Source organism: Hydrococcus rivularis NIES-593, assembly GCF_001904635.1.
GTDB lineage: Bacteria > Cyanobacteriota > Cyanobacteriia > Cyanobacteriales > Microcystaceae > Hydrococcus > Hydrococcus rivularis.
This window is the reverse complement of record NZ_MRCB01000005.1, coordinates 1-24,683: the sequence shown is the minus strand read 5'-3', so window position 1 is coordinate 24,683 and position 24,683 is coordinate 1. Positions and strand designations below refer to the sequence as shown.

At 44.6% G+C, this 24,683-nt stretch carries 24 protein-coding genes and 1 pseudogene; 13 read left to right on the top strand and 12 right to left on the bottom strand.

The features are described from left to right. The first annotated feature begins 145 nt into the window (after positions 1-145). Together NIES593_RS06080 and NIES593_RS06075 are read left to right on the top strand one after the other, a co-directional pair. Positions 146-847, top strand: a complete 702-nt coding sequence (locus tag NIES593_RS06080) for an HAD family hydrolase (RefSeq protein WP_073598730.1) — start codon at positions 146-148, stop codon at positions 845-847. A gap of 277 nt (positions 848-1,124) precedes the next feature. Further along, on the top strand, positions 1,125-1,829 hold the full coding sequence (locus tag NIES593_RS06075; protein WP_073598729.1) for a PHP domain-containing protein: 705 nt from the start codon (positions 1,125-1,127) through the stop codon (positions 1,827-1,829). On the opposite strand, the gene nagA is transcribed toward NIES593_RS06075, so the two are convergent. After that, positions 1,817-3,064, bottom strand: coding sequence for an N-acetylglucosamine-6-phosphate deacetylase (gene nagA / locus NIES593_RS06070; protein WP_175561046.1), 1,248 nt, complete (start codon positions 3,062-3,064; stop codon positions 1,817-1,819). The genes NIES593_RS06075 and nagA overlap by 13 nt on opposite strands. Before the next feature lie 129 nt (positions 3,065-3,193). Then, complete coding sequence (locus tag NIES593_RS06065; RefSeq protein ID WP_073598728.1) at positions 3,194-3,430, bottom strand: hypothetical protein; 237 nt, start codon at positions 3,428-3,430, stop codon at positions 3,194-3,196. 14 nt (positions 3,431-3,444) lie between these two features. On the opposite strand from NIES593_RS06065, the gene purE reads away from it, so the two are divergent. The 3 genes from purE to NIES593_RS06050 all read left to right on the top strand — a co-directional run bounded on the left by purE (position 3,445) and on the right by NIES593_RS06050 (position 5,308). After that, the gene (gene purE, locus NIES593_RS06060) at positions 3,445-3,966 is read left to right on the top strand and encodes a 5-(carboxyamino)imidazole ribonucleotide mutase (protein ID WP_073598727.1); all 522 of its coding nucleotides are present in this window, start codon (positions 3,445-3,447) and stop codon (positions 3,964-3,966) included. 91 nt (positions 3,967-4,057) lie between these two features. Continuing rightward, positions 4,058-4,867 (top strand): tetratricopeptide repeat protein, encoded by an 810-nt coding sequence (locus NIES593_RS06055; protein ID WP_073598726.1) that lies wholly within the window; start codon positions 4,058-4,060, stop codon positions 4,865-4,867. Between the two features lie 12 nt (positions 4,868-4,879). Next, entirely contained in the window at positions 4,880-5,308 is a 429-nt protein-coding gene (locus NIES593_RS06050) for a hypothetical protein (RefSeq protein WP_217651831.1), read from the top strand. Positions 5,309-5,315: 7 nt separating this feature from the next. Here NIES593_RS06050 and NIES593_RS06045 read toward each other — a convergent pair whose 3' ends face one another. Then, positions 5,316-5,603: a DUF2288 domain-containing protein gene (locus tag NIES593_RS06045; protein WP_073598725.1), complete on the bottom strand. Its 288-nt coding sequence runs from the start codon at positions 5,601-5,603 to the stop codon at positions 5,316-5,318. Positions 5,604-5,677: 74 nt separating this feature from the next. Next, the gene (locus NIES593_RS06040) at positions 5,678-6,571 is read right to left on the bottom strand and encodes a hypothetical protein (RefSeq protein WP_083602358.1); all 894 of its coding nucleotides are present in this window, start codon (positions 6,569-6,571) and stop codon (positions 5,678-5,680) included. Positions 6,572-6,719: 148 nt separating this feature from the next. Between NIES593_RS06040 and NIES593_RS06035 the strand changes: the two genes are divergently transcribed. Further along, positions 6,720-7,400 carry a Crp/Fnr family transcriptional regulator gene (locus NIES593_RS06035; protein ID WP_073598724.1) on the top strand — a complete coding sequence of 227 codons (681 nt, stop codon included), beginning with the start codon at positions 6,720-6,722 and terminating at the stop codon, positions 7,398-7,400. Positions 7,401-7,554: 154 nt separating this feature from the next. Here the strand turns inward: NIES593_RS06035 and glcD are convergent, their stop codons facing one another. Beyond that, positions 7,555-9,036 carry a glycolate oxidase subunit GlcD gene (gene glcD / locus NIES593_RS06030; RefSeq protein ID WP_073598723.1) on the bottom strand — a complete coding sequence of 494 codons (1,482 nt, stop codon included), beginning with the start codon at positions 9,034-9,036 and terminating at the stop codon, positions 7,555-7,557. Between the two features lie 65 nt (positions 9,037-9,101). On the opposite strand from glcD, the pseudogene NIES593_RS23180 reads away from it, so the two are divergent. The 3 genes and pseudogenes from NIES593_RS23180 to NIES593_RS06015 all read left to right on the top strand — a co-directional run. After that, positions 9,102-9,401, top strand: a pseudogene (locus tag NIES593_RS23180) (solute carrier family 23 protein); the annotation flags it as partial. Positions 9,402-9,596: 195 nt separating this feature from the next. After that, complete coding sequence (locus NIES593_RS06020; RefSeq protein ID WP_073598722.1) at positions 9,597-9,857, top strand: hypothetical protein; 261 nt, start codon at positions 9,597-9,599, stop codon at positions 9,855-9,857. A 403-nt stretch (positions 9,858-10,260) separates the two neighbouring features. Further along, positions 10,261-11,472, top strand: a complete 1,212-nt coding sequence (locus NIES593_RS06015) for a M20 metallopeptidase family protein (protein ID WP_073598721.1) — start codon at positions 10,261-10,263, stop codon at positions 11,470-11,472. A 119-nt stretch (positions 11,473-11,591) separates the two neighbouring features. On the opposite strand, the gene gcvT is transcribed toward NIES593_RS06015, so the two are convergent. From gcvT to NIES593_RS05990, 5 genes are all read right to left on the bottom strand, one after another. After that, positions 11,592-12,719, bottom strand: a complete 1,128-nt coding sequence (gene gcvT, locus NIES593_RS06010; RefSeq protein WP_073598720.1) for a glycine cleavage system aminomethyltransferase GcvT — start codon at positions 12,717-12,719, stop codon at positions 11,592-11,594. Between the two features lie 63 nt (positions 12,720-12,782). Further along, positions 12,783-14,696 (bottom strand): serine/threonine-protein kinase, encoded by a 1,914-nt coding sequence (locus tag NIES593_RS06005; protein WP_073598719.1) that lies wholly within the window; start codon positions 14,694-14,696, stop codon positions 12,783-12,785. A 76-nt stretch (positions 14,697-14,772) separates the two neighbouring features. Continuing rightward, on the bottom strand, positions 14,773-15,402 hold the full coding sequence (locus tag NIES593_RS06000) for a ribonuclease D (RefSeq protein ID WP_073598865.1): 630 nt from the start codon (positions 15,400-15,402) through the stop codon (positions 14,773-14,775). Positions 15,403-15,414: 12 nt separating this feature from the next. Beyond that, positions 15,415-16,422, bottom strand: coding sequence for a CAP domain-containing protein (locus NIES593_RS05995; RefSeq protein WP_073598718.1), 1,008 nt, complete (start codon positions 16,420-16,422; stop codon positions 15,415-15,417). Positions 16,423-16,478: 56 nt separating this feature from the next. Next, positions 16,479-17,576 carry an AI-2E family transporter gene (locus NIES593_RS05990; protein WP_073598717.1) on the bottom strand — a complete coding sequence of 366 codons (1,098 nt, stop codon included), beginning with the start codon at positions 17,574-17,576 and terminating at the stop codon, positions 16,479-16,481. Between the two features lie 14 nt (positions 17,577-17,590). Here NIES593_RS05990 and NIES593_RS05985 point away from each other — a divergent pair, with 14 nt between their 5' ends. After that, complete coding sequence (locus tag NIES593_RS05985) at positions 17,591-19,327, top strand: Rqc2 family fibronectin-binding protein (RefSeq protein ID WP_073598716.1); 1,737 nt, start codon at positions 17,591-17,593, stop codon at positions 19,325-19,327. Positions 19,328-19,684: 357 nt separating this feature from the next. On the opposite strand, the gene NIES593_RS05980 is transcribed toward NIES593_RS05985, so the two are convergent. Continuing rightward, on the bottom strand, positions 19,685-21,193 hold the full coding sequence (locus NIES593_RS05980; protein WP_073598715.1) for a hypothetical protein: 1,509 nt from the start codon (positions 21,191-21,193) through the stop codon (positions 19,685-19,687). Positions 21,194-21,445: 252 nt separating this feature from the next. Here NIES593_RS05980 and uvrC point away from each other — a divergent pair, with 252 nt between their 5' ends. The 3 genes from uvrC (at position 21,446) to NIES593_RS05965 (ending at position 24,346) form a co-directional block, all read left to right on the top strand. Next, positions 21,446-23,353 carry an excinuclease ABC subunit UvrC gene (gene uvrC, locus NIES593_RS05975; protein WP_175561045.1) on the top strand — a complete coding sequence of 636 codons (1,908 nt, stop codon included), beginning with the start codon at positions 21,446-21,448 and terminating at the stop codon, positions 23,351-23,353. 95 nt (positions 23,354-23,448) lie between these two features. Then, on the top strand, positions 23,449-23,574 hold the full coding sequence (locus NIES593_RS25110; protein ID WP_281250703.1) for a hypothetical protein: 126 nt from the start codon (positions 23,449-23,451) through the stop codon (positions 23,572-23,574). Between the two features lie 91 nt (positions 23,575-23,665). Then, positions 23,666-24,346: a DUF2834 domain-containing protein gene (locus NIES593_RS05965; protein WP_073598714.1), complete on the top strand. Its 681-nt coding sequence runs from the start codon at positions 23,666-23,668 to the stop codon at positions 24,344-24,346. A 12-nt stretch (positions 24,347-24,358) separates the two neighbouring features. Here the strand turns inward: NIES593_RS05965 and NIES593_RS05960 are convergent, their stop codons facing one another. Further along, the gene (locus NIES593_RS05960) at positions 24,359-24,583 is read right to left on the bottom strand and encodes a hypothetical protein (protein WP_139253637.1); all 225 of its coding nucleotides are present in this window, start codon (positions 24,581-24,583) and stop codon (positions 24,359-24,361) included. Positions 24,584-24,683: the final 100 nt, after the last annotated feature.

The following is a 24,683-nucleotide window of genomic DNA, read 5'->3' as shown; positions in this document are numbered from 1 at the left end:
GAAGAGAAACGAAATGCGATCGTCACTATATTAAGTAATATTGCCTCAAAGAAATTTTTTGTAATGTTACTGAATTAAAAGAATAGATAACTGAGATAGGGGATAGAGCTAAAATTCTTCTACGAGTTAGATTCCCTATTTAATCATGAAGTTGGTCGTTTTTGATGTTGACGGCACACTGATTAATATAAACAAAATAGAAGAAGATTGTTTTATCCGTGCTTTTGCAGAAGAATTTGGCATAGTTAGAATTAATCTTAACTGGGCAGAATATACTCATGTAACCGACTCTGGAATTGCTTCTCAAATTTTGCAAGAGCGACTGGGATGTTTTCCATCAGATAAAGAATTATCAAGAATAAAAATCCGTTTTTTTCATTTGCTTAAAGAAGCTTGCGATCGCCATTCCGGTTTATTTTTTGAAATTCCTGGCGCTTCCAAGATAATTCAAGAATTAAAAACAGATCCCGACTGGAATATTGCCATTGCCACTGGATGTTGGCGCGATCCTGCATTGCTCAAACTCAAGAAAGCTGATGTTGGAATTTCGGGGATTCCTTTTGTTTCAAACGATGATAAATTTTCCCGTGAAGATATCATCAAGGAATCTGTTGAAAAAGCCAAGTATTTATATGGAATTAAAGATTTTAAGAAAATTGTTTTTGTTGGGGATGGAATTTGGGATGTAAAAACAGCAGGAAAGCTCGGTATTCCTTTTATTGGTATTGCTGGAGCAGATGAAGCCAAAAAATTATTTGAACAAGGAAGCGATCGCGTTTTTGAAAACTTTAATTATATCAAAAACTTTAGACAAATCTTAGAAACTGCTCGAATTCCCCAAATCTAGCCTAAATTTTTCATCTTTTTGGTGAATTTTAAACTTTGAACTTTGAACTTTGAATTGTTTTGGTCAAGTCGAATTCGCGATTAATGGTAAGTATAATTACCTGTTAGACTGATTTGTTGCATTTGATACATTAACTTATAGTTCTCATCTGAAAAGCCAATCGATATTCCACACAATCCCAGCTGTCACTTTGCTCTAAGTTTTGCTATCTTTGATCTTAATAATTTGTAATCTTTTGTCAGATTAAACCTCTAACTCGGACTCGTTCCTAAAACCTATGACTTTGAATTTAGTGGTTTCTCCTATCAACGAGCTAGATGCTCAAAACACTCAAGCTCTAGCAGAAGTTTGGGATACAATTCATCTGGAGAGTTGCCCCTATCACTACAACTTCCACATGCACACCATCTGTTCTGACGGACAACTGACTCCAGAAGCACTGATGGAACAAGCCTTCACCATTGGGCTGAAAGGCATGGCAATTACCGACCATCACTCTGTTCGCGGCTATCGAGTGGCTCAACGCTGGCTGGATCGAATCCGCTCCCAACAACCGAAATCTCGCCTACCCCATCTCTGGACGGGGATAGAAGTGACTTCTCAGTTGCTGGGAACAGAAGTCCATATCCTCGGCTATGGATTCGATCCCGATCGCCCAGTCATGCAGCCTTATCTTCAAGGCGATCGCCCTTCGGGAAGCGATGCTAATGCCGATCGCGTTATTGCTGCCATTCACGAAGCTGGAGGCTTGACTATTCTCGCGCACCCTGCCCGCTATCACCGTCCTGCCGACGAACTCATTCCAGCTGCGGCTGAAATAGGAGTCGATGGCGTAGAAGCTTACTATGCTTATAACAATCCCAAGCCCTGGAGAGCTAGCCTCAAAGAAACCGAAAAGGTCAAGTACTTGAGCGAGATTTACGATCTATATACGACTTGTGGAACCGATACCCATGGGATGAGCTTGCTTCAACGCATCTGAACGGTTTTGAGTTGTGGGTTGTAAATTCTGAATTTTAATCGCTTACAGGTTAATTGCGCGTTAATTTTATCCCAGTGCCAGCGCAGTAAATTAGCCGATTGTCCCACAGAAATTCCTGGCATCCCGATCGCTTTTCTAGGAGATTCGGTAGCCATCGCGATCGCCGAACCCACTCCACAAATTCCCCACTTGACCAGATTTTCTACCCCAACTAGCAACGGTAAAGTCGTCCCTGCTAGCGTTCCATCTGCGAGTCTAGCCGTTCCATCTTTGACTTCTATTTGACGTTCGTCCCAAGGATAAATTCCATCTGGCAAACCGATTGGGGCTAGTGCATCACTAACCAAGAAAATTCCCTTTTCGTAGCGACTTGCCCGCAATAAGAGATCTATCATCGTCGGACAGACATGCTCGCCATCAGCAATTAAGCCGCAGTAGACATTTTTGTTGACAATTGCCTCTGCTAATAATCCCGGTTTTCGATGGTGTAAAGAAGGCATGGCATTAAAGGCATGAGTCACCATAGAAGCCCCTAGCTCGAATGCTTTTTTAGCTTCTGCTGCCGATGCGGTCGAGTGACCCAAACTAACAATAATTCCCAGAGAACGTAAATAGGGAATAACTTCTTCAGCTGGATCTAATTCTGGTGCTAGGGTAATAATTTTTACGACGCGGGCAAAGTTTCCTAAAACCCATTCAATAGTTTCTTGGATTGGGCGCAATAAATATTCGGCTGGATGAGCGCCTCGCTTTTCGTAATTGAGAAAAGGACCTTCCAAATGAGCGCCAAGCACTCTGGAAGTAAGGTTTGGCTCAGTTTTTTGTAGCTTGATAAAATCGTCGATAACTGAAAGCGATCGCTGTATCTTTTCCACCGATGTTGTTACGATAGTTGGTAAAAATGCATCGACTCCTTGTTGCCATAAATAATCACAAATTGCTTGAAGCTGAGGAAGATTTGTCTCTTTTAGATCGGGAAAAGCTAAGCCCAATCCACCATTAATTTGTAAATCGACTCCCCCTAAAGAAATCCAGTCTCCGCGAACATCTAAAACTTTTTTATCATGGCTTGGTAGGATAGGCTCATCTAAAGCGATTATCGCTTCAATTACTCCTCGATTATTAATGCGAATTTGGTATAAACCTTGATACCCTGGTAAACGGGCGTTGACAATATCTAAACGCGCAGTAGATGGCATCGATACGTTAATGATTTGAATAGAAAATTGACTCATTATTTTACCAAGTGACGCGGCTATAATTATTGCCAAATCTAAATTGTAGTTTTTTTTAGAGACGTTTTACAGAACGTTTTTATAACTTTTGTCTATCATCTGCTTTTTGCCTTTTCTTAACTAGCAAAATTAAATGTTAATAACGTCAAAAACTACCGCTCTGTAAACAGAATCGGTAAGGATGCGAGAGAAAGCTACCAGTCGTTTGCTCTCAGAGTCACAAAATGCCACAATGAGATCTAAATGTTGTAACACGCGCCTAATGTTGGCTCTTTTTCTGCCTCGACTCCACCATTCGTCTTGATATAAGCGGTTTAAGTCGTCAATTTGCTCGTCTGTTAGATGTTCGATTGCTTGAATAGCCATATTGACCTTCCTTTATGAGTAATCCTCCATCAGTCGGCATTATTATGGGCAGCGATTCCGATCTGCCTACTATGCGAGATGCGATCGCAGTTTGCGAAGAATTTGGTATCGCTTGCGAAGTCGCGATCGTTTCTGCCCATCGTACCCCAGAAAAAATGGTTAACTATGCTCAAACTGCCCACCAACGAGGCATCAGAGTCATCATTGCCGGTGCGGGCGGTGCCGCTCATCTACCAGGAATGGTAGCATCTCTTACCCCTTTACCCGTCATAGGCGTACCCGTCCCTAGCCGACATCTACAAGGCGTGGACTCTCTCTATTCCATCGTCCAGATGCCAGCCGGAATTCCGGTTGCAACAGTTGCCATTGGCAATGCTAAAAATGCAGGTTTATTAGCGGTGCAAATCCTCGCTTCCCATGACCCGGAATTACTTAAAAAAGTGCGGCAATATCGTCAAAATTTAGCCCAGTCAGTCTTAGATAAGCAGGCTAAATTAGAGCAATTAGGGTATAAGCAATATTTGGAGCAAATTTAAATCGAAAAAGAAGGCGAATGTTGCCATTTTATCCAGGGCTGAGGCGAGCCAAATAAGTATGTTAATATAAATCCTAAAAGTTTTTAGGGCAATGATTCGCTGGATTCTGAGTTTATTGTGCGCGCTGTTCGTCTTAGGTTGGACTGTACCTGTTTTGGCGCAAGAAGTTCAAATCCCTAGCTATACCGAGCAACAACTGCAAAAGGGCGAAGAAATAGCCAAAAAAGCTTTTGAAGCTACGGAAAAAGGGAATTTTGCCCAAGCTGAGGCATATTGGACGCAACTAATTAGAGACTTTCCAACAAATCCTGCGGTTTGGAGCAACCGAGGAAATACCCGCGTCAGCCAGAATAAATTAGACGAAGCGATCGCCGATTTTAATAAAGCGATCGAACTCGCACCCAATGCACCCGATCCCTATCTGAATCGCGGTGCAGCTTTAGAAGGAAAAGGACAATACGAAGCAGCGATCGCTGATTATAATAAAGTCCTGGAGATCGATCCCAACGATGCCATGGCGTATAATAACCGAGGCAATGCCAAAGGCGGATTGGGACGATGGGAAGAAGCTTTGATAGATTATCAAAAGGCAGCCAATTTAGCCGCTAACTTTGCCTTTGCTCGCGCTAATGCAGCTCTAGCTATCTATCAAGTCGGCAAAAAAGATGAAGCTCTGCGCGAAATCCGCAATTTAGTCCGCAAATATCCGATGTTTCCAGACATGCGGGCTGCTCTTACGGCAGTCCTTTGGGAGAAGGGACAGCAGGGAGAAGCAGAAAGTAACTGGGTAGCAGCGGTTGGTATGGACAATCGCTATCAAGACATCAATTGGGTTAAAACTACCCGCCGCTGGCCCCCGCAAATGGTGGCAGCATTAGATAAATTTTTGAACCTAAAGTAGAGAGACCATTCGATGCACGCGCCCCGTCCTCTAAAAATACGCTTTCGCTTTTGGTTTGCGATTCTATTGCTAGCAAATATCTTTTGTTTGGGAAACACTCAAATTATTCTGGCAGATTCTTTAGGCGATCGCTCTGAGACGATCCAACAAGTATTCATGAGCAAACAACCCAGAGAAAGCATTCCTTCCCAAGTTATCGATGCAGTGCGCCAAGAGTTATCGAATCGAACTCGCATCGCACCTAACGAGTTCAAAGTCGTGGAAACCCGTCAACAAACTTGGTCGGATGGTTGTCTGGGATTGGCTAAACCCGATGAAATTTGTACGCAAGCACTGGTAGAAGGTTGGCGAGTTGTTTTGTCCCACGGCGATCGCAGTTGGATTTATCGGACGGATGCCCAAGGAAACGCGATTCGCTTAGAAACAGAAACAGAAAAATAACCAAAGACTACGCCGCACACACCAAAACAAAAGGCTGCACGATTAAAGTGCTAAATTTTTTATCGGGTTGACTGTTCCAGTCGCTGAGTTCGTCAAAAGAGGGTTTGTGAATTAGCTTTTGAGCGATCCACTGCTGAACTAACGCGACATTATCATTGGCTATCGCTACGCCAACATCAACGATGGAAAGTTCTTCGTTAACTACAATCACAGCATCGCGTTGAGCGTGGGGAATCAGATCGCTCCATTCGATCTCGGCGAGTTGTTCGGTTAACTGAGCTTTTACATCCGACACGATCGAAAAATCCTTTTCATCGACTTTGGTTTAGTATATCTTCCTCTAGGTGCCTCAAAGCTTTGCTCGACAGATTATAGTTCTATTGGTGCCCAAACACCTATTTTTTCTTGTAAAAGCTGCTGCAACAAGACTTGAGCGATCGCGATTAATCCCAATCTCGCTTGGGATAATTGTGGCGTTTCTTGCTTCACTTCTCCCCAGATGCGACAACGGCGCTCAAATTCCAAAATGGCTTCGCTCAAATTAGTCGCTAGTTCGATCCAGTTTTCTGTTGCATTACCATCCAGCGCGTCTGTAACTACGAGGATTTGACGAATCAAATTTTGTTGTGTCGGACAAACTAACTGAAACTTGCCGGAGGCGAGAAAAGGAATGGGATGGGGATGTTTCCATTGCCAAATAGGTTGACTGAAATCTAGCTCGCGCAGTTCGATTAATCCCTCCCGATGTCCCAAACGCAATCGGGAACAACAGCGAGCATGAGCGTATTGGCTAGAAAAGAGATGAGGAACGATTGCTTCTTTTACCGATCTTACAAGCGTCGGATAGAAAATTTGCGGCAGTTGTTGCAACCACAGAGCTAAAGCGCGATCGCTGATGAAAAAATCGATCCAACCGGGTTCCCAAACTCGAATTATAAAATCTAACGAGACGCGATCGCTTGGTTCGAGTATAGTCAAATGCTTGACTAATTGTTCTGCAATTTCTTGAGACGAGCGAGTTTGTCCTTTTGCCAATTGCAGCGCGATCGCGCTACGATAACCAATTTGAGATTTTAGATAATACAAAGTAATTTTCTCTGGAAAAAAATCGTCCGAGATGATTTCTGTTTGTTTTTTTCGCTCTAAAAGTGCTAGGGCAAAAAGTTTTTGCCGAAGTAATTTGCCTATCGATAAAAAACAAAAAGGAACTGCGAGTGAAAACTTCTGACAAGAAAAATGAATTTCTGATACATTTAACCTCATACAGCCTCTAAAGTCCTCGATCTCTGATGTTTACAAAAGAATTATCTAATAATTGACCTTGATAAAAATGAATAAAAATTCTAATCAAAATAATTGTCCGATTGGGAATTCTTAACTATATATAGCGAATTGCGAATTGGTACCAGTTATGCCTTCGTCTACTCCCTCACCAGATCCCCAAGAATTTCGACCATTTTTAACTTGGCAAGGTATTATTGACTGGGCACAATCCCACTACCGCGAGAGAATTTTTAGCAAAGACGAAAGAATTCCGACTCGTCCGGGATTGTTGTATTTAGTACGGCGAGGTGCCGTCCGCATCGTCGGATCGATGCAAGCAATCCAGACTGAAAATCCTCCGCCTTCAGAAACCATCGAGAAAGCCTTTTTAGGGTTTGTCGGGGCGGGTCAACCGTTTGAAATTGTAGTACAGTCGCCTTTTAGCCTGCAAGCCTACGCCCATGTAGAGGAAACCGCAGTCATCTGGATGTATTGGCAAGAACTAGACAATTGGACTCACTTGCGCCGAGAGGTTTTAGAAATTTTCCGCTACCAGCACCAACGCAAACAACTTTGGTTGTGCCTGTTAGGACAAAGACGTACCATTGACAGATTGGTAGGCTTTCTCAAACTATCGATCGAAGAATATGGAGAACCGAGCGATCGCGGTTATTGTCTGCCCTATCCATTAACCCACGCCCAAATCGGCAGCGCGATCGGGGCAACTCGCGTTACTGTCACGCGCTTGATGGGTAGGTTGCGTCGGCAAGGACTTATTTCGATCGAAGGAGAAAATTTAATTTGTTGGCCGAACAAATCAGCTATTTGATTTTTGGATTTTCGATTTTGGCGAAGCCGCTGCACGCTCCCGGAACCGCTTCCGGGAGAACGGCGGATTTTGGATTGGTGAGAGTTAGAGTAGTTAGTAGTTAGTAGTTAATTGTCTCCCCACGCTCCCTCTACTTCCGACTTCCGACTTGCCTTCAAAACAACTCCGCTTCTTTAAACTGCGCCATCTTTTGAGCATTAGCCGCTTCGCCACAGGTGCGAGGAGTCGGAAACACCTTGCCGGGATTTGCCAATCCTTTCGGATTAAAACAATCCCGCACGTATTGCATGGTTTCTAAATCAACTTCGCTAAACATATAAGGCATATAGCAATTTTTGTCCGCACCAATACCGTGTTCTCCAGAAAGACTGCCTCCCGCTTCAACGCAGAGTCTGAGAATTTCCCCGCCTAATTTTTCGACTTGTTCCCAGGCACCGGGCACAGAATTATCATATAGAACCAAGGGGTGAAGGTTGCCATCTCCTGCGTGGAAAACATTGGCAATGCGATAGCCATATCGTTCGCTTAATGCATTGATTTCTTTAAGTACCCTGGCTAATTGAGTGCGGGGAATAACTCCATCTTGTACGAAATAATTGGGACTGATATGTCCTGCCGCAGCGAAAGCGGCTTTGCGACCTTTCCACAATTTTAGGCGCGTTTCTGGGTCATTTGCCGAAGTAATATTTCTTGCCCCATTCTTTTGACAAATTTCGGCAACGCGCTTCTTATTGGCGGCAACTTCTACCTCTAATCCATCTAATTCTATTAACAGAATTGCTTCGGCATCTCTGGGATAACAATTGGTTTTGGCGACGTCTTCTACGGCATTAATGCTGAGGTTGTCCATAATTTCCATTCCAGCGGGAATAATCCCCGCGCTGATGATATCCGCCACCGAACTTCCCGCCGCTTCAATGCTGGTAAAGTCTGCCAAAAGAACGCAGATCGATTCGGGAGTTTTGAGAATTCGCAGGGTAATTTCTGTAGCAATGCCCAAGGTGCCCTCAGATCCGACAAATAATCCCGTTAGATCGTATCCCGGCATTTCCGGGACGAAACCGCCAACATCGATAATCGAACCGTCGGGAATCACTAATTTTAATCCCATGACGTGATTGGTAGTAACGCCGTATTTGAGACAGTGAACGCCGCCAGAATTTTCTGCGACGTTGCCGCCAATGGAACAGATAATCTGGCTAGACGGATCGGGGGCGTAATAGAATCCAGCCCCGCTAACAGCTTGAGTGACCCAGTTGTTAATAACTCCCGGTTGCACGACGACGCGCTGATTTTCTAGATCGACGTCTAGGATTTGTTTCATGCGGGCGGTGACGATGAGAACGCAATCTTCGACGGGTAAAGCCCCCCCAGATAAACCCGTTCCCGCGCCTCTGGCAACCCAAGGGAGATTGTAGCGATCGCAGATTTTGACGGCGGCGGCGACTTGTTCGGTGGTGCGAGGCAGGACGACAACTGCGGGGCGTTGGCGGTATGCCGTCAATCCGTCGCATTCGTAGGTCAGCAATTCATCTTTGCGCCGCACTACTCCATCTCTACCGAGAACAGCTTCAAATTCTTGAATAATCGGTTTCCATTTACTATCTGTATCGTTAAAGATTTTTCTTAGTAGCATGGTCGATCGCGTTTTGTAGAGATTTTTCTATCATTCTAAGTCTTTCTCCCGATTCCCCTAACCAATTGTCTCTGCTGCTAGCGGGTTTTGGACTTTATTGGCGCGAGCGATCGCTCATCTTAGCGATTCCCATTGTCGATATTTTCGACACGATTGGAACGCTATCTGGTGTTGGAATACAAGCAGGTTATATCAATGCAAAAGGAGAATTGCCCCGCGCTAATCGAGCATTGATGGCAGACACGATTGGAACTACTGTAGGTGCATTTTTGGGAACTTCTACCGTAACTACTTATGTTGAATCGGCAGCCGGTGTTTCTGAAGGAGGAAGGACGGGTTTTGCCGCAGTTATTGTCGCAATTTTACTTTTCTATGGATATAATCGGTAGCTAGGAAACTTACAATAGGCGATCGCTAGAAAAAAAGAAAGCAAGTAAAATCATGAGTCGTTCTAATAATTTAAATTCAGAAGCTCAGATCGTTGCAGGAATACCAACCACTCAAAGAAACTCGAGCGGGAAATTAAGAAGAAAAGTGCTATTGATAATAGAAATCAATTATTGACTAATTTTTTAATTTTTCGTATCGATCTAAGTTTAACAGTTGAAGATTTTAAAAAAATTTTGTCTGCGATCGAATCTCAAGTGAAAAATCCCTTAAAGCTCAAAGTATTTTCGATTGTCAGTCATGATTTTAGGATTCTTAAAGACAATAGCAAGCCTAATGAATTTTTAACAATTTTAGAATCTCAATTTGGTAAGCCTTTATCCAATCGAAATGAGAAAGCATATACTTTATCAGAATATGAATTACGCAACTAAATAATTTTTAATCGATTTGATTGATGAACCACAAAGACAAGTACTCGATGGCGAACGGGGTTTCAAGGCACAAAGGATACGAAGACAAATTGTTGGGTTCTAGTCGATCTACTTGCGCGTATAGTGCTAAAGCTCCTGCCAAGGTACTAGATAGATGATAATCTCAAGCGATCGCAATTCATTGAGAAGTTTTTGATGAGTGCGATCGCACTCTTGGTTTGCCATGACATTTTTAGACATGCTTGCTATAATTTAATCTCCATAAGATATCTAAGATCGTCACATTAGAATTTAAATTAAAATCTTTAAAGTAACATCCTATCGGGGAAATCAGCCTAAGAATAATCTTATCAATTTAATTCAATATACTTTTATTTTTTCTCTACCAATCAATTCTAAAAATATGGTTTCTACTTTTCCCACTCCAAACTTTATCGATCTATCTCAAATTCGTTTAGAAATTCGCTCCCTGCAAACTCGTTTGGTGGAATGGCGGCGTAGATTTCATCAACGTCCCGAACTGGGTTTTCAAGAGCAATTAACCGCCGAATTTCTTTCCCAGAAACTAACAGAAATGGGAATCGACCATCGAACGGGCATTGCTAAAACGGGAATCGTCGCCACGATTGAGAGCAATCATCCGGGCCCGGTGTTGGCAATTCGGGCAGATATGGATGCCTTACCGATTCAGGAAGAAAATGATGTCTCCTATCGTTCAAAACACGACGGCATCATGCATGCCTGCGGACACGACGGACATACTGCGATCGCGCTGGGAACGGCATGCTATCTCTCCCAACATCGAGACGACTTCAAAGGAACTGTCAAAATTATTTTCCAACCCGCAGAAGAAAGTCCAGGCGGCGCGAAACCGATGATCGAGGAAGGAGTTCTCAAAAATCCCGATGTCGATGCCATTATCGGCCTGCATCTTTGGAATAATCTTCCTCTCGGCACGATAGGCGTTCGTAGCGGGGCATTAATGGCAGCCGTAGAATGTTTTCGCTGCACCATCCAGGGTAAAGGCGGACATGGTGCCATGCCCCATCAAACCGTCGATTCGATAGTCGTTAGCGCTCAAATCGTCAATGCTTTACAAACTATTGTCGCCCGCAATGTCAATCCCATCGATTCAGCAGTCGTTACCGTTGGAGAACTCCATGCAGGCACAGCACTGAATGTCATTGCCGATACGGCGAGAATGAGCGGGACTGTCCGCTATTTTAACCCTGCCTTAGAAGATTATATCGGCAAGCGCATTGATGAAATCATCGCGGGAGTCTGTCACGGTCACGGCGCAACTTACGAGCTAGATTACTGGCGACTGTATCCTCCCACGATCAACGATGCCCGTATCGCTGACTTAGTGCGTTCTGTGGCGTTAGAAGTGGTAGAAACCCCAGCAGGAATAGTCCCAGAGTGTCAAACTATGGGTGGAGAGGATATGTCCTTCTTTTTGCAAGAAGTACCGGGGTGTTATTTCTTCTTAGGTTCTGCCAATCCAGAGAAAGGATTAGCCTATCCCCATCACCATCCTCGCTTCGATTTTGATGAAGCTGCCTTAGGAGTGGGGGTAGAAATGTTTGTCCGTTGCGTGGAAAAGTTTTGTCAGTAGCCATTTTGTGAACGTAGTGCAGGAGATCCTTCGCTCTCGCTGGAGGGGCGCTTCGCGTCTTGCCCGCGCGAGCGAGACGCTCGCATTACAATTTTGATGAATCAACTAGGATTGCTATATTAAAGACGACTGGGAGAACGGTAGAAGGGTTTTTTAACAACGGTAGCGGGATAGGTTTTGCCGCGAATTTCTACTTCTAGAGACTGTCCGACTTTACTTAAAGCGGTAGGAACATAAGCAAGCGCGATCGCTTTCCCTAAAGTAGGCGATAGCGTCCCGCTAGTCACTTCTCCGACGACTTTACTGCCAGACACAACGGGATAACCGTGGCGGGCAATGTGTCGTCCTTCCATCTGCAAGCCTACCAAACGGCGTTCTACCCCCGATGCCTTTTGCTTTTCTAGGACGTTCCGTCCGATAAAATCGCCTTTGCTATCCAAGTGAACCAGCCACCCTAAACCTGCTTCTAAAGGAGTCGTTTTATCGTCGATATCTTGCCCGTAGAGACACATTGCCGCTTCTAGACGCAGGGTATCCCTTGCCCCCAAACCACAGGGAGTTACGCCAGCCTCTCGGAGCGATCGCCACAATTTTTGTCCTACTGCTGGATCTACCATAACTTCAAACCCATCTTCTCCGGTATAACCCGTCCTGGCAATAAACGCGGGTTCGTCCAGCACCGTTGCCTCTAGATGTCCAAAAGCCTTAAGAGAACTCAAATCTTCTTGCACAAAAGGCTGAAGCGAGACTAGGGCTTGCGGTCCCTGAATAGCAATTAAAACTTTATTCTGGGAAAGGTCTTCTAGTCGAACGGCAGTTGAATTGAGGTGTTCCGACAACCAGGTTTTATCTTTAACAGTCGTGGCAGCATTAACGATTAATACGCCATGTTGCTCGCCAGTTTCATCCTCGCCCTGATAGTAGAAAATAATATCGTCAATGATGCCAGCTTGAGGGTTGAGAAGGACGCTGTATTGTGCTTGACCGGGTTGCAAGCGTTCCAAGTCAGAGGGCACCAAGGATTGAAGATTTTTGAGCAATTCTTTTCCCTTTAAAACAAATTTGCCCATGTGAGAGATATCGAACATCCCCACAGCAGTCCGCACTGCCTCGTGTTCTTGTTTGAGTCCGCTAAACTGTACGGGCATCTCCCATCCAGCAAAAGCCGTCAGTCTGGCTTTCTGCTCTACTTCGAGGTCGAACAGGGGGGTACGTAAAAGGTTAGAAAGGATTTCCGATTCTGCCACGGCTTCTGACTGTCCAAGCGAAAGAATTAATCTTTATCCTACGAGAAAAATCCGAATTTTTGCTTAAGAATGAAAATCGGTTTCCCAAACTTTCATATAAATGCGATCGCTTTGATTTCGCTCTATTGTTCCTGTTAAATTCCCAACAGTAAACGAATAGCGATCGCTTTGGCGATAATAAATCTGCTCTAAAGCTTGTTTGGCAGATTCTGGAGCTTTACCCCCTAACAAGCTATTTAAGGTCTCTTTCATCGTTAACAAGTCAACTGTCTGAGCAAAGGAGACTTCGGTTCGTTTTAGCCGCTCGGTTTTGGAATCGACTGAATAATCCAGTTCTACGCGATCGGACACAACGTTTTTGTATAAAACGATATGATTGTTATTTTGGATTCCCTTACTCGTTGAGATAGGTTGTCCGAGCATTTCTCTGATTCGACTTTCCGGCGTTCCGATGTTAAAAATAGGAACGGCATTTGAAGAACTGTTTTTACTTTCTTGAGGAGACGTTTGTTCGGGGACAATTGTGGCAGAAGGTTCGGGTGTCGCTTCTGTCGAGGGCGAACTGGATTGATTCGTCGTTTCTGGAGGGGATGGACTGGCTTCGGGAGTGGGGCTAGTAGTGGCTTCCGGTTCCTCGGTTGGAGAAGCTTCGGGAGTGGGGCTAGTAGTGGCCTCCGGTTCCTCGGTTGGAGAAGCTTCGGGAGTGGGGCTAGTAGTGGCTTCCGGTTCCTCGGTTGGCGAAGCTTCCGGTACTGGACTGGCTGTCGCTTCCGGTTTCGGGTTGGGGGTAACTTCTGGGGTTGGAGAAGCGGTAGCCTCTGGTTGCGGCGTAGGAGACTGCGTTCCTTTCGAGTCTGGCGAGAGAATGGGAGGAAAAGTTTGGGGAGTTGAGTCGAATGGGGCAGAAGGCGAAGCATCGGAAGGCGAAGGATTGGAAGACTCTCTTAGGGAAAAGGCATAATAGCCAACCGCAAAAGCTCCCGCCATTACTCCCGAAAACAGCAACAGCCCAAACACCGATTGCATCCAGGCGTTTTCTGATTCCGTTGGCGCTGAAGGAGTCGCCCCCATCAGGTTTGTTTTTTCCTGGAGATGGGTTTGGACTTGCCTTACCTGCTCGGAAGCGTCAACAGGAACTGCTTTGGGCATTTTTATGTTGCCTTTCAAGGCGGCAAGCATTTCTTTGGCTGAGGAAAAGCGATCGCGCGGATGAAAGCGAATAGCGCGATCGATCGCTGCGGCTAGATTAGAATCGAGATCGGGTAAATCTTGTCGCCAGAGCAGCTCTCCGGTGCGATCGTCTGTAGATAAGTATTGTGGGGTTTTCCCCGTCAGTAAAAAGATGGCTGTTAGCCCTAAGCTGTAGAGATCGCTAGAATAAAGGGGACGACCTGCTGCCTGTTCGGAGGACATATAACCAGGGGTTCCGAGGGCAACGGAATAGGTTGTCGTTCCATCGGTATTAATTACCGTTGCCACGGCTTCTTTCATGACTCCGAAGTCAATTAAAACGGGTTTGCCATCACAAGCACGCAGAATAATATTGTCGGGTTTGATATCTCGGTGAATGATGCGGCGGCTGTGGATATAATCCAGAACGGGCAAAAGATCGAGCAGAATTTTTTTAACTTCTTCTGCCGAAAAATTGCCTTTTTGTTGATGTTTTTGGGTGAGCGTCATGCCTTCTATCCATTCCTGAACTAGATAGAAGTCGCCGCCTTCGGAGAAATAGGCATATAGTCGGGGAATCTGAAGATGATTTTCTCCCAATTCTTCTAAAACTGCCGCCTCTCGCTTAAATCGTTCTTGTAACCACTGCGGGATTGTAGGTGTTTGAATGGCAGGTTTGAGCTGCTTTATAACGCATTTTCTGGCTGAAGGCATATGGGTATCGATCGCCAGAAAGGTTTCGCCAAAGCCACCTTTGCCCAGAATTTGTAAAATTTGATAGCGATTATTTAACAGTGTTTTTGTCATTAAATAAATACTCAATAAATCGATACATAAAATTGACAAAAAACTGACAATTAAGCAAAAATTTTATGACTTTTTATTAATGATCGAAAATCGCCTGATATTGCAATAAATCCAAGGCAACAAAGGTAGGAAGGCAAGCAAAACACTGCTGTGCCAGTTCCCAGCGGTCTTCTCGTTTGAGCATTGTCGTCAGCTTATCTCTCAACCTATGTAAATAGCGTACATCGTTGGCTGCATAGCTCAATTGCGCTTCAGTTAAATTAGCTGCGTTGCCCCAATCAGAACTTTGAGAGCTTTTGTCCAATTCTACTCCTTCTAAGTCTTGAACTAAGTTTTTTAATCCATGATTGGATGTATAAGTTCGGGCTAATTTACTAGCAATTTTTGTACAAAAAATTGGTTGGGTTTCTATTCCAAAATTGTAACGAAGTTGAGCGAGATCGAAACGAGCAAAGTGAAAAATTTTAGTGATATTAGTTGCTTCCATTAATTGTTTTAAATTAGGCGCTTCCGTTTGTCCTTTGGCGATGCGAATTGCCGTAACAAATCCACTCGGATCGCATAATTGTACTAAGCACAGGCGATCGCGCCCGGGAATCAATCCCATCGTTTCGGTATCGACCGCGATCGCTTCAACCGATAGATACTTCGATAGAGTGTCTTGGGGAAGATCGCGATCGCAAACTTGAAAATTTTCTAAACTCATCATAAAAATGTTCTACCGTTTAAGAATAAAAAACTGGGTAAGATAGTATTCACCTTTGTGATTTTTGGCAACGCCAATCCCCGTAACGTTGAATTTTCCCTCCATATTTTGGCGATGACCAGAACTCCTAATCCATCCTTCTACAGCAACCGATCCCGGATCGGCAAACCCTTTGTTGACGGCGAGATTTTCTGCTGCCTTGCGGTAAGGAATGATCCGTCCAACTTTCTTGAATCGTTCTTCCATTCCATCATGACTGAAAGGCGCTTCTCCCCGTGCCATTTTTTGACTGTAAAGTCTCGCCTCATAGCTGAGTCGAGCATCCAACCTCAAAGGAGCTAGATTGCGAGACAGGCGGTATTGATTGACCTGTCGGTAAACTTCTTGTTCTATGGTAATCAGCAAAGGAGAGTCCAAGGGAGAATTCTTAGTCAGTACGGGAGATTTCCATCTGTCTGCCTCGACTGTATTCGTCTCTCTCGGATAACGTTGTTTGAGAAAAATTTGCGTGAAATAATATTCTCCACTTGCATTTCTAGCTACCCCAATTCCAGTGAGATCGAACTCTCCCTCCAGATTTTTACGATGACCGGAACTGGCAATCCACCCCTGCACGGCAACCTTCACCGGATCTACATATCCCACATTAACCGATAGATTTTCTGCCGCTTGTTCGTAGGGAATGATTTGACCGATAAATTGCACCCGTTTCTCAAAGCCATCGTGACCGAAAGAAACAATTCCTGCGGCCATGCGTTCGCTATGAATTCTGGCGTACCGACTAATGTCTGAATTTAACTTGAGAGGTGGTAGCTTTCGGGTTTGACGATACCGATTGATTTCCTCGTAAATAGCTTGCTCTAAGCTAGCAAGAGAATCGGGATTGGCTAGCGCAAACGCGGCACTTTGAGAAGCTGGAAGCGAGGAAGCGCCATTGTGACTGTCGAGAGACTGGCAACCCACTAATCCCCCAGTTAGCATTGCTAATCCTAAAATCATTCCGCCAACTGTCTGATTCATGCAATTAAGTTTCAGGATTTTTTTAAACTGTTTATTTATTCTTCACTTTAAATTTTTCATTTTAAACTCTCAAGAGAATGCTCCTCCAAAAGATGAGAACGCATCAGGCTAGCGACACCTTTTAAAAAACCCGCTAGCGGTACGGCAAGTAAGAGTCCCAAAATTCCCGCAACCTGAGCGCCTATTAGCAAAGCGATTAAAATCCAAACCGGATTGAGTCCTGTAAATCCTCCTAACAAACGAGGCGCAATGCCATTTTCGATAATTTGTTGAATAACGACGGCAACCCCTAGCACCTTCAATCCCAACCAAACACTTTTTAATGCCATTAACAAACCGATCGCGCTAATACTTACTCCAGTGCCGAAGGGGAAAAGCGCCATAAAGCCTACGCCCAAGCCAAACAACAGCGCAAAGGGAACTTGCAGCAGTACGAAAGCAATGGTCATAGACGTTCCCATGATGGCGGCAAGAGAAGCTTGTCCGATAAAATAGTTATGGAAATTCTGTCGCAACAATTGTCGCAGCAGGGAACCGTAGGGCTGAGGAAACCACAGAAAAATTCCATCCCAAAGCCGATCCCCCTGTAGGAGCAAGTAAAAAGTCATTACGAGAATAAAGACGAAATTGAAAACGCCGCCGATAGTAATGGCAATGACATTGAAAACCTGACCCGTCAAAGATTGCAATTGCTCTGCGAGGCGTTCTGTCAGTTGAATCGCCAAACCTGTCAAATTCACCGGCAGCTTGCGTCCTGCTGCCCAGCGATCGAATATTTGAACTTGTTGGCTGCTAGACTCGATCCAGGTAGGCAGTCGGGCGATCAGCTCGTTAAACTGTCCGATGACCGCAGGTGCTAAAGTAAGACCGAGAACGAGAACGAGCAATACAGCCAACAACCCGACAAACAGGATCGCGCGATTGCGCTTGGCGCCGCGCGAGGTCAGCAAATTGACCGGATAATTCAAGACAAAAGCCAAAAGATTGGCAGTAACAAAGATAGTAATGAGAGACTGGAAATAGTGAAATACCACAAGAAATACCCAGCCATTGAGAACGAGTAGCGGAAATGCCAAGCCCAAAATTAGCCAGCGAGGCAGTCGTTCGAGAACTTTAACCGCTCTTTGTACCTTCGTTAACCCATCCTCTCTCATTGTGAGGAAGCCCTATGCAATCAGTTGACTTTACTACTTTAACGGCTGCTTGTGCCGAACTGAGAACCCGTTGGCTGCCTGCCCGCGTCGAACAGGTTTATCAGCGCGATCGCTATACCGTTGCCCTTGCCTTGCGTACTCTCAAGCAGCGAGGCTGGTTAACGCTTTGCTGGCACCCGCAAGCGGCGAGAATCTGCATTGGAGATGCCCCCCCTCGCATTCCCGATACGTTTACCTTTAGCGACCAATTGCGCCATCAATTGAACGGCTACGCCCTAACTGCCATAGACGCGATCGCGCCTTGGGAGAGGGTAGTCGATTTGCAATTTGCCAAGCGTCCCGGCGATCCTCCTCAGTGGCATCTCTATGTCGAAATCATGGGAAAATATAGCAATGTTATCTTAACCGATGCTAACAAAGAGATTGTTACCGCTGCCCATCAAGTGACGGCTAGCCAATCTAGCGTCCGTACCATCCAAACTGGACAACCTTACGAGCTCCCGCCCGCCCTTGCAGGAAATTTACCGAGTTTGAGCGAATCGCAGGTGCGCTGGCAAGAACGAGTCAGCCTCATTCCTGGGGCAATTGAGCGGCAATTACTCAAAAGCTATCGCGGCTTGAGTCCTACCGTTGCTCGTTCGATGGTTCGAGCCGCCAATCTAGAACCCGAACGATCCACGCAAACGTTGGCAGACTCTGACTGGCAAAGACTGTTTCACTTTTGGCAAGAATGGCTGCAAATTCTAGAAACGGGCAATTTTAAACCCGGTTGGACGGAGGATGGCTATATGGTGCTCGGGTGGGGAATGACTCAACCTGTTGAAAGCGTTCAAACTCTACTCAACCGCTATTACACGGCTCGACTGGAACAGGAAACTTTTCAACAATTACGCCATCAATTGCACCAAAAAGTCAGCAACTTGCTACAGAAACTACGCCTCAAGGCAGAGAGTTTCCAAAAACGCTTGCAGCAATCCGATGCAGCAGATACCTATCGCCAACAAGCCGATTTACTGATGGCGAATCTACATCGCTGGCAACCTGGGATGACGTCGATTAGCCTTGAGGATTTTGAAACGGGCGAACCCGTCAGCATTTCTCTAAATCCAGAAAAAAACGGCGTGCAGAATGCACAAGCTCTCTACAAACAGCATCAAAAACTCAAACGAGCCAGAGGTGCGGTAGAACCCTTACTCCAAGAAGTTCGCTCCGAAATCGAGTATTTAGAGCAAGTAGAAGCAAGTTTGCATCAACTAGAAGGCTATAACAACCCAGAAGATTTACAAACCCTAGAGGAAATCCGCGAGGAACTGATTCAACAAAATTATCTAGGAGCTAGCCAACAGCGTAGCCGCAGCACTGCCGACGAATCCAAGCCCTATCGCTATCGCACGCCCTCTGGATTTGAAGTGTGGATCGGCAGAAATAACCGCCAGAACGATCGCCTTACCTTTCGCATGGCAGGGGATTACGACCTTTGGTTGCATAGCCAAGAAATAGCCGGCAGCCACGTTTTGTTGCGTCTAGAACCCGGAGCCGTTCCTGACGAAGACGATTTACAGTTTGCAGCTAATTGGGCAGCTTATTTCAGTCAGGCACGGGAGAGCGATCGCGTTCCAGTAGTCTACACCAAACCCAAGTACGTTTATAAACCCAAAGGCGCTAAACCAGGGATGGTCGTCTATAAGCATGAAACTGTAATTTGGGGATACCCCCATAAAGTAAAACGATATCTAACGACAGATGCATAAGTTCAAAAAATTTATCTTTTTTTACAAAGGGAACCGCACCCTGTTACAATTTGTATAGAGAAGTCTTGATAGCTGGCGAATTGGGAACGCGCAGCTAAGATTTCCTCGACAGAGCAACAACAAAAATTAGAGGATACCAGCGACTGAGATCGCTGGTCTTTTTTTACAGTTTGGTAGGGTGCCCGTGCTGAAAGTCGCGAGAGCGAAAAAGCAAGCGCGATCGCGGTGTCGGACCAATTTACAATTCGCAATTGGGAAATAGAAATGGATTCTAGCTAGGAATTCAATGTTTTTATATTTTAATGACGAATTACGAACTATCAATTAGTCAGCATTTAGCAATGGTATCGCTATCCACTAGATAGGATCGAAACTTTTCTGACGCTCTAGTTCCGGTAATTTTAGCATGACTCCGCCAATAAACCAAAAATAAACTGCGACCGGATCGACAGTTAGAGGATAGTAATAAGTGTTATAGCCGATAAACAAAATAAATGTCCACCAACAAAACGCCAAACGTCGTAGAGAAGGTTTTTCGAGCGATCGATAGGCTCTAAAGGTTAGTAGCGCGAGCATAGAAACGACAAGCAAAAAACTCAGGAGACCGATCCAACCGATTTCATAAAGTAACTTAGCGTAGAACGTTTCGATTAGCACCGTGTTGCCCAAGCGACGAGCAGCATTGGTCGCCAAACCCAAACCCTGTCCCAGCCATGCGCTGTAGTTTTCGAGAACGTTTCGGAATTGATTGAGAACGAATAGAGGAGGAGGAGAATAATTCCAACGACCGACCAAATCGAGCCATTCTTTCTGAACTTTCTCGATGCTGTTGAAAATTAAAAAACCGAGAAAGACCATAATGCCTAACTTGAGCGCAAGCTGTTTTCTGTTTGACTCACTTAGCAAAAACAAAACCAATAAAATAATGGGAACGCATAGCAGGGCAGCTCTTTGACCGGAAATAATTGTGGTAGCCAAAAGCAAGCCTACCGATGTCCAACCTAACCAGCGCCAGCAACGTGAAGGATCGCTCAAACTAGCACCAAAGACAAAAAAGCTGTTAGCAATAAGAAACCAAGCCCATTGCCAAGGAGCAACAAATGTCCCTGGCAAGCGAATTAAACCTTTGGCAGGATTGTATAGTAGAGAACCGCCAACAAAACATCGAGCTAATAGGCTAGCTTTTGAAGACGCGGGTTCGGGTAACAGACTATTACCCGGACAAATGCCTTGAGAGAGCAAAAAGAACTGAACAAAACACAAGCCGCAGCAAATTAAGGTCAGAGCAACCAACAAGCGATTGAGAAAAAATAAGTCTTTTTGGTCTCGGATTAGATAATAGCCGCAAAGAATCAGAGGAACATAGCCGATCAGGCTTTTTAAACCGATTGCGCCTACGAGCAAAAAGTTGTTCTGGGGATTCGCTAGCTGAAGTGAGAGATTGACAAATAGCAGTGTCAACAAACATGCTCCCAACAAGCTACCAATTGCCAAGATCAAGGGCTTAGCAATTCGTTGGAACTTCTGAAACGATGGGCTTGAGACAATTAGAGCAATGAGTGCGGGAAAGTAAACCGTATCCTTTACCAAATGAAACAGTAAAGCATCGCTGCTGTAGGTGACTCTCCCATGAACGGCCCTATAGATATCCACGACAGCATAGGTAACGGTGCCGCCAAACGGTAAATAGATCAGAAACGTCCACAGTCCCAGGCGAGGATGCTTGTAAGCCAACGTCATGCAAACAATCGCGGCAGTACACAAAATTCTGGTGCGAGGACTGTCCACTGTAATGAGTAACGCACTAGCAAAGGCGGCTAGACTCAAAATAACGATAATGATTAAAATCTCTTTGCTAGCGTTCATTTCGCTGTTTTAAGAACGAGAAACGATGAACTTTTCTGGCTTTCTTATAGGCATGCGCTAGTCTTGACGCTAAATTCTTTCTTTTGTTCGGGTGCGTGCATTGCTATTTTATTGTTCCCAGTTTTGCCCAGGAAATTGTATCTAACTGTTAGATTTTTCGTCTTCGGCGATCGCTACTTTATACTACTTTTTTGTAGTATAAAGTAGTACTAACTGTACGTGAGATGGTTGAGAGAATGCAGAAACTTTATCATGGTAGTAGTAGCTAGCTACAATCCGACAGTAATAACCTTGAGTGAGACACTAACTCTAGTTAAAGACAAAGAAAGACTAGAAAATCGCCTCAAAGAGATCCCCCCCGAACCGGGAATTTATTTGATGCGCGACCAAAAGGGGGATATTCTCTACATTGGCAAATCAAAGAAATTGCGATCGCGCGTTCGTTCCTATTTCCGCGACTCGCAACCCCTCAGTCCTCGCATCGCCACGATGGTGCAGCAGGTTGCGGACATCGAATTTATCGTCACCGATACGGAAGCGGAATCGCTAGCGCTAGAAGCAAATTTAATCAAACAGCACCAACCTTACTTTAATGTGCTGCTCAAGGATGACAAACGCTATCCCTATGTCTGCATCACCTGGTCGGAAGATTATCCTCGCATCTTTATTACGCGCAAGCGACGCATCGACAACGAGAAAGATAAATATTACGGTCCCTATGTCGATACTCGCCTATTGCGCCATACCTTACATACCATCAAGCGCATCTTTCCGCTGCGCCAGCGTCCCCGACCTTTATTTAAAGACCGTCCTTGCCTTAACTACGATATCGGTCGCTGTCCCGGCGTTTGCCAGCAGTTAATTACGCCCCAAGAGTATCGCCAAACCGTCCAAAAAGTCGCCATGGTTTTTCAGGGACGGACGGGAGAGTTGATCGATACGCTGACATCTCAGATGGAGAAAGCAGCGCAAGCGATGAATTTTGAGTTAGCGGCGGAAATTCGCGATCGCATCAAAGCATTAGACGCACTCAATGCCGATCAAAAAGTTTCTCTACCCGACGATACCATCTCCAGGGACGCGATCGCACTCGCTAGCGACGATCGACACTGCTGCATTCAATTATTTCAAATTCGTGCGGGTCGATTGGTGGGTCGTTTGGGATTTTTTGCCGATGCGCGATCGCAAACTCCTGGCGCTATTTTACAACGAGTGCTAGAAGATCGTTACCAAATGGCAGATCCGGTGGAAATTCCCAGCGAAATTCTCGTTCAATACCAATTACCCGAAGCTGAAATATTAGCAGATTGGTTGAGTGAAAGAAAGGGTCGTAAAGTCAGTATCATCGTTCCCCAAAGACAGATGAAAGCAGAATTAATTGAGATGGTGGAACGCAATGCAAAATATGAATTAGAACGAACTCAACGCTTTGCCGATCGCAATTTGCAATCCCTACAAGACTTAGCAGAAATTCTCGACTTACCTGACTTTCCCAAACGCATTGAAGGATACGATATTTCTCACATTCAGGGTTCTAATGCCGTCGCATCTCAGGTTGTATTTATCGATGGCATTCCTGCCAAGCAATACTATCGTCATTACAATATTAAAAATCCAAATGTCAGAATCGGTCGCTCCGACGATTTTGCTTCTCTAGCAGAAGTCATCCGCCGCCGTTTTCGCAAGTATCAAGGAGGAGAAAATTCAATCGAAGATGCAGAAGATTTTCCTGATTTAGTAATGATAGATGGCGGAAAAGGACAACTCTCTTCGGTGGTAGCGGTACTACAAGAAATGAACTTGCTACAAGATGTCAAAGTAGTCAGTTTAGCTAAGCAAAAAGAAGAAATATTTCTTCCTCGAGAATCTCTACCTTTACCAACCGATCCAGAACAACCAGGGGTGCAACTACTCAGAAGAGTCAGAGATGAAGCGCACCGCTTTGCTGTTAGTTTCCATCGCCAACAAAGATTAAATAAAAGCAGGCGATCGCGTTTGGATGAAATCCCCGGATTGGGTTTTCACCGCCAGAAACAACTCTTAGCTCATTTCCATTCCGTTGATTACATTCGCGAAGCTTCTGTCGAACAATTAATGAAAGTTTCTGGAATCGGTCAGCAGTTAGCGCAGGAAATTTATAACTATTTTCATCCTGCTTAAAAAAAACAATACATTGATACCTAGAATCTGGAGGAGATCCCCATCGCTCTGCTAATGGCGATCGATGGTTAAATAATGAAGAAAAGCAAGAATATTTGGCTTTAGCAAGACAAGTTTTTGATGAACAATCGATTGCTAATTACCTCAAAAAACATGGAACTTGGCGAGAGAGATTTGCTGCCACAAAAGCAGAAATTGATGTATCCGGTTCTGAGGAATAGTTGAGTTGCTAGTTTTTCTTTTAGGCTTTTCAAGGACTATTGGCAGATAAATCTATAAAAAAGATGAAAACCTTATATTAATTGTCAAGCAATGTTTGCAAAAATTAGCTTTTGGTTGCTATGGGTTGGGTTGATTGGTTATGCATTTTTCCTGGCACCCCCTAACCAACCGAATACTTTTGAACTAATTATCAAACTCTCGACGGGAGCGTGGGAAGGAATTAATCCTCTAATTATTGCACTTTTTAACTTAATGGGAATCTTTCCTCTAATTTATGCCTGTCTACTTTTTATCGACGGACGAGGACAAAAAATTAAAGCATTTCCGTTTGTTCTGGGATCTTTTGGTGTTGGTGCTTTTGCCATTTTGCCCTATTTAGCACTTCGCAACTCAAATCCAGAATTTTCTGGAAAAAAAGACTGGTTAATTAAAATTTTAGACTCTCGTTTGACAGGAATAATACTGACTATAGGAACAGTTATTTTACTTGTCTTTGGATTTTCGCAAGGAGACTGGGGAGATTTTGTTCGACAGTGGCAAACCAGTCGATTTATTCATGTAATGAGTTTGGATTTTTGTTTTCTTTGTTTATTATTTCCATCTCTATTAAACGACGATCTAGCCCGAAGAGAGATTAAAAATCCGCTAATTTTCTGGGTAGTTTCGCTCATTCCTTTATTGGGAGCATTAGTTTATTTATGTCTGCGTCCTCCATTGCCAGATAAGAGTCTCGCAACGATTCCTAGCACTCAGCAATCAGCCGGAAATTAACTTGCGATCGCGTTAACGAAGTAGACAAGCTTTCATTGCATGAAAGGAAATAACGCCTACCTGCTTGCCATAAGACGCAAAACATGCATCGGTCAGTTGATTAGTTGAGGTTGTCGTCTCAAATGCCCAAGATCCCATGGCGAGTCCAGTTAATATTCCAAGTGCTGAAAGACGCGCGACAACTTTTTTGCGATCGCAGATGCTTGGTTTGTTCTCCTGAGCGAATTCTAGTTCCATAGCTGTTAACCTTAACTCTGCCATAGAGATTAACAAGCCGATCGAGGCGTTTTGGTAGCAACCGTACAGAAACTTACGCTAAGGCTGTAAAGCTTGCCAG

Coding starts and splice junctions, on each gene's coding strand:
- NIES593_RS06080 (WP_073598730.1), top strand. CDS start 146: ATGAAGTTGGTCGTTTTTGATGTTGACGGCACACTGATTAATATAAAC.
- NIES593_RS06075 (WP_073598729.1), top strand. CDS start 1,125: ATGACTTTGAATTTAGTGGTTTCTCCTATCAACGAGCTAGATGCTCAA.
- nagA (WP_175561046.1), bottom strand. CDS start 3,064: ATGAGTCAATTTTCTATTCAAATCATTAACGTATCGATGCCATCTACT.
- NIES593_RS06065 (WP_073598728.1), bottom strand. CDS start 3,430: ATGGCTATTCAAGCAATCGAACATCTAACAGACGAGCAAATTGACGAC.
- purE (WP_073598727.1), top strand. CDS start 3,445: ATGAGTAATCCTCCATCAGTCGGCATTATTATGGGCAGCGATTCCGAT.
- NIES593_RS06055 (WP_073598726.1), top strand. CDS start 4,058: ATGATTCGCTGGATTCTGAGTTTATTGTGCGCGCTGTTCGTCTTAGGT.
- NIES593_RS06050 (WP_217651831.1), top strand. CDS start 4,880: ATGCACGCGCCCCGTCCTCTAAAAATACGCTTTCGCTTTTGGTTTGCG.
- NIES593_RS06040 (WP_083602358.1), bottom strand. CDS start 6,571: ATGAGGTTAAATGTATCAGAAATTCATTTTTCTTGTCAGAAGTTTTCA.
- NIES593_RS06035 (WP_073598724.1), top strand. CDS start 6,720: ATGCCTTCGTCTACTCCCTCACCAGATCCCCAAGAATTTCGACCATTT.
- glcD (WP_073598723.1), bottom strand. CDS start 9,036: ATGCTACTAAGAAAAATCTTTAACGATACAGATAGTAAATGGAAACCG.
- NIES593_RS06015 (WP_073598721.1), top strand. CDS start 10,261: ATGGTTTCTACTTTTCCCACTCCAAACTTTATCGATCTATCTCAAATT.
- NIES593_RS06005 (WP_073598719.1), bottom strand. CDS start 14,696: ATGACAAAAACACTGTTAAATAATCGCTATCAAATTTTACAAATTCTG.
- NIES593_RS06000 (WP_073598865.1), bottom strand. CDS start 15,402: ATGAGTTTAGAAAATTTTCAAGTTTGCGATCGCGATCTTCCCCAAGAC.
- NIES593_RS05995 (WP_073598718.1), bottom strand. CDS start 16,422: ATGAATCAGACAGTTGGCGGAATGATTTTAGGATTAGCAATGCTAACT.
- NIES593_RS05990 (WP_073598717.1), bottom strand. CDS start 17,576: ATGAGAGAGGATGGGTTAACGAAGGTACAAAGAGCGGTTAAAGTTCTC.
- NIES593_RS05985 (WP_073598716.1), top strand. CDS start 17,591: ATGCAATCAGTTGACTTTACTACTTTAACGGCTGCTTGTGCCGAACTG.
- NIES593_RS05980 (WP_073598715.1), bottom strand. CDS start 21,193: ATGAACGCTAGCAAAGAGATTTTAATCATTATCGTTATTTTGAGTCTA.
- uvrC (WP_175561045.1), top strand. CDS start 21,446: ATGGTAGTAGTAGCTAGCTACAATCCGACAGTAATAACCTTGAGTGAG.
- NIES593_RS05965 (WP_073598714.1), top strand. CDS start 23,666: ATGTTTGCAAAAATTAGCTTTTGGTTGCTATGGGTTGGGTTGATTGGT.
- NIES593_RS05960 (WP_139253637.1), bottom strand. CDS start 24,583: ATGGAACTAGAATTCGCTCAGGAGAACAAACCAAGCATCTGCGATCGC.